Annotated in this window: 1 protein-coding gene and 2 pseudogenes; all 3 read right to left on the minus strand. The window is 55.6% G+C overall.

Annotated features, from left to right (window positions below):
• Positions 1-131: 131 nt before the first annotated feature.
• A pseudogene (locus E8F20_RS10910) lies at positions 132-332 on the minus strand (SAM-dependent methyltransferase); the annotation flags it as partial.
• Positions 333-447: 115 nt separating this feature from the next.
• Positions 448-1,146, minus strand: coding sequence for an ion channel (locus E8F20_RS10915; protein WP_280283737.1), 699 nt, complete (start codon positions 1,144-1,146; stop codon positions 448-450).
• Positions 1,147-1,419: 273 nt separating this feature from the next.
• A pseudogene (locus E8F20_RS10920) lies at positions 1,420-1,597 on the minus strand (SAM-dependent methyltransferase); the annotation flags it as partial.

The following is a 1,597-nucleotide window of genomic DNA, read 5'->3' on the forward strand; positions in this document are numbered from 1 at the left end:
GCCTGCTCGACCAGATGGCCCATCAGGCTCAGGCATTGGTGAAAGAGCGTTTCCCTACGATTCACTGACAGCCAAATTGGCCAGCTTGCAGCTGTTCCTGCGCCAACGACCAAGAGATCGTTGGCCGGTTCTTAGCGCTTCACGCAGACAAACAATGCATTCCCGGACGTGCCGCCCCAGGGGGTAATCCGTTCGTAGTCATGCTCGAAGACGTGCACCTCGAAGTGCGGCTGCAATAGTTGCTCAAGCTCGGTGAAACTCAAGGCGACCATGGCGTGTTCGTCCTGCCAGGTCTGGGTCACACCCGCCATGGTCTTCTCGAGGCTGAGGCGCTCGTGCGGCGCGGTGCCACAGGCGAGATCCGGGTGCCGGCGCCCCTGATTGCCGATCTCAGTGATTACCCGACTGATGTGATTGTGTATTCAGGTGGCTCAGGCAAGTCGAGCGTCACTTGGTCTGATTCGACGGATAAAGACCAGCGAGCCGCGCTATCACAACACCAACGTAAAAGACGCCTGAAAATTCTTCGACCATCACAAGTGAGCGAGCGTGATTGGTCAATGGAAGAACATCACCGAAACCTGTGGTCGTGAGCGTCGTCAGGCTGAAGTAGATCAGTTTGAAAAAAGTGCCGGGTTGTGTGAAATCGAGGTGTCCAGGGCCAAATGAGCCAGCGCTGGATATCTCGACCATGGCATAGATGAAGGACCACATGAAGGCCAACATGATGTAGCCCGCGAGCGCGCCATGCAGCTTGTCGGCTGTAATTGGCCCGCGCTTGAGAATATAGCGAAGCACTCCGCTGAACGAGACTGCAAGAGACGTCGCATAAGCGACCCCGGCAAGTTTAAGAATCGCGATACTTGCAGTCGACAATGCCGCCCATTGAAGGCTAACCCCGAGCAACGCCAAGCCCAGTTTGAGACCGAACCCCCACCGAGTCTGCCTGGTGGCAAATGCGCCCAAGAGCAGCACGATTGAAAACAGAATGCCGAGCAATGTGCGAGCGAATATACCTTCCTCAAGATAGGGAAACAGGAGGATCAAGCCCAGTAAGAGCAGCATTAGATACGTGCAGGGTCCGTGGCCTATTACCAGCTGTGCTAAATCCTCGTCGGCTTCAGCTTTATCTTGTGAATTTTTCATACCCGTATCCTGGAGACCGAACTTACGCTCGTGACCTGACGTTGTTTGGGGAAATCTGACCTGGCTTTAGAGGAGTCGGCAGCGAAATTCTAGTCGCGAATGCGTGTGAGAGGATTCAGCCTGGCCGAGCACAAACGCGATTGCCTGCTCGACCAGATGGCCCATCAGGCTCAGGCATTGGTGAAAGAGCGTTTCCCTACGATTCACTGACAGCCAAATTGGCCAGCTTGCAGCTGTTCCTGCGCCAACGACCAAGAGATCGTTGGCCGGTTCTTAGCGCTTCACGCAGACAAACAATGCATTCCCGGACGTGCCGCCCCAGGGGGTAATCCGTTCGTAGTCATGCTCGAAGACGTGCACCTCGAAGTGCGGCTGCAATAGTTGCTCAAGCTCGGTGAAACTCAAGGCGACCATGGCGTGTTCGTCCTGCCAGGTCTGGGTCACACCCGCC

It is taken from the genome of Pseudomonas sp. BN415 (assembly GCF_029871195.1).
Classification (GTDB): Bacteria; Pseudomonadota; Gammaproteobacteria; order Pseudomonadales; family Pseudomonadaceae; genus Metapseudomonas; species Metapseudomonas resinovorans.

Coding starts and splice junctions, on each gene's coding strand:
- E8F20_RS10915 (WP_280283737.1), bottom strand. CDS start 1,146: ATGAAAAATTCACAAGATAAAGCTGAAGCCGACGAGGATTTAGCACAG.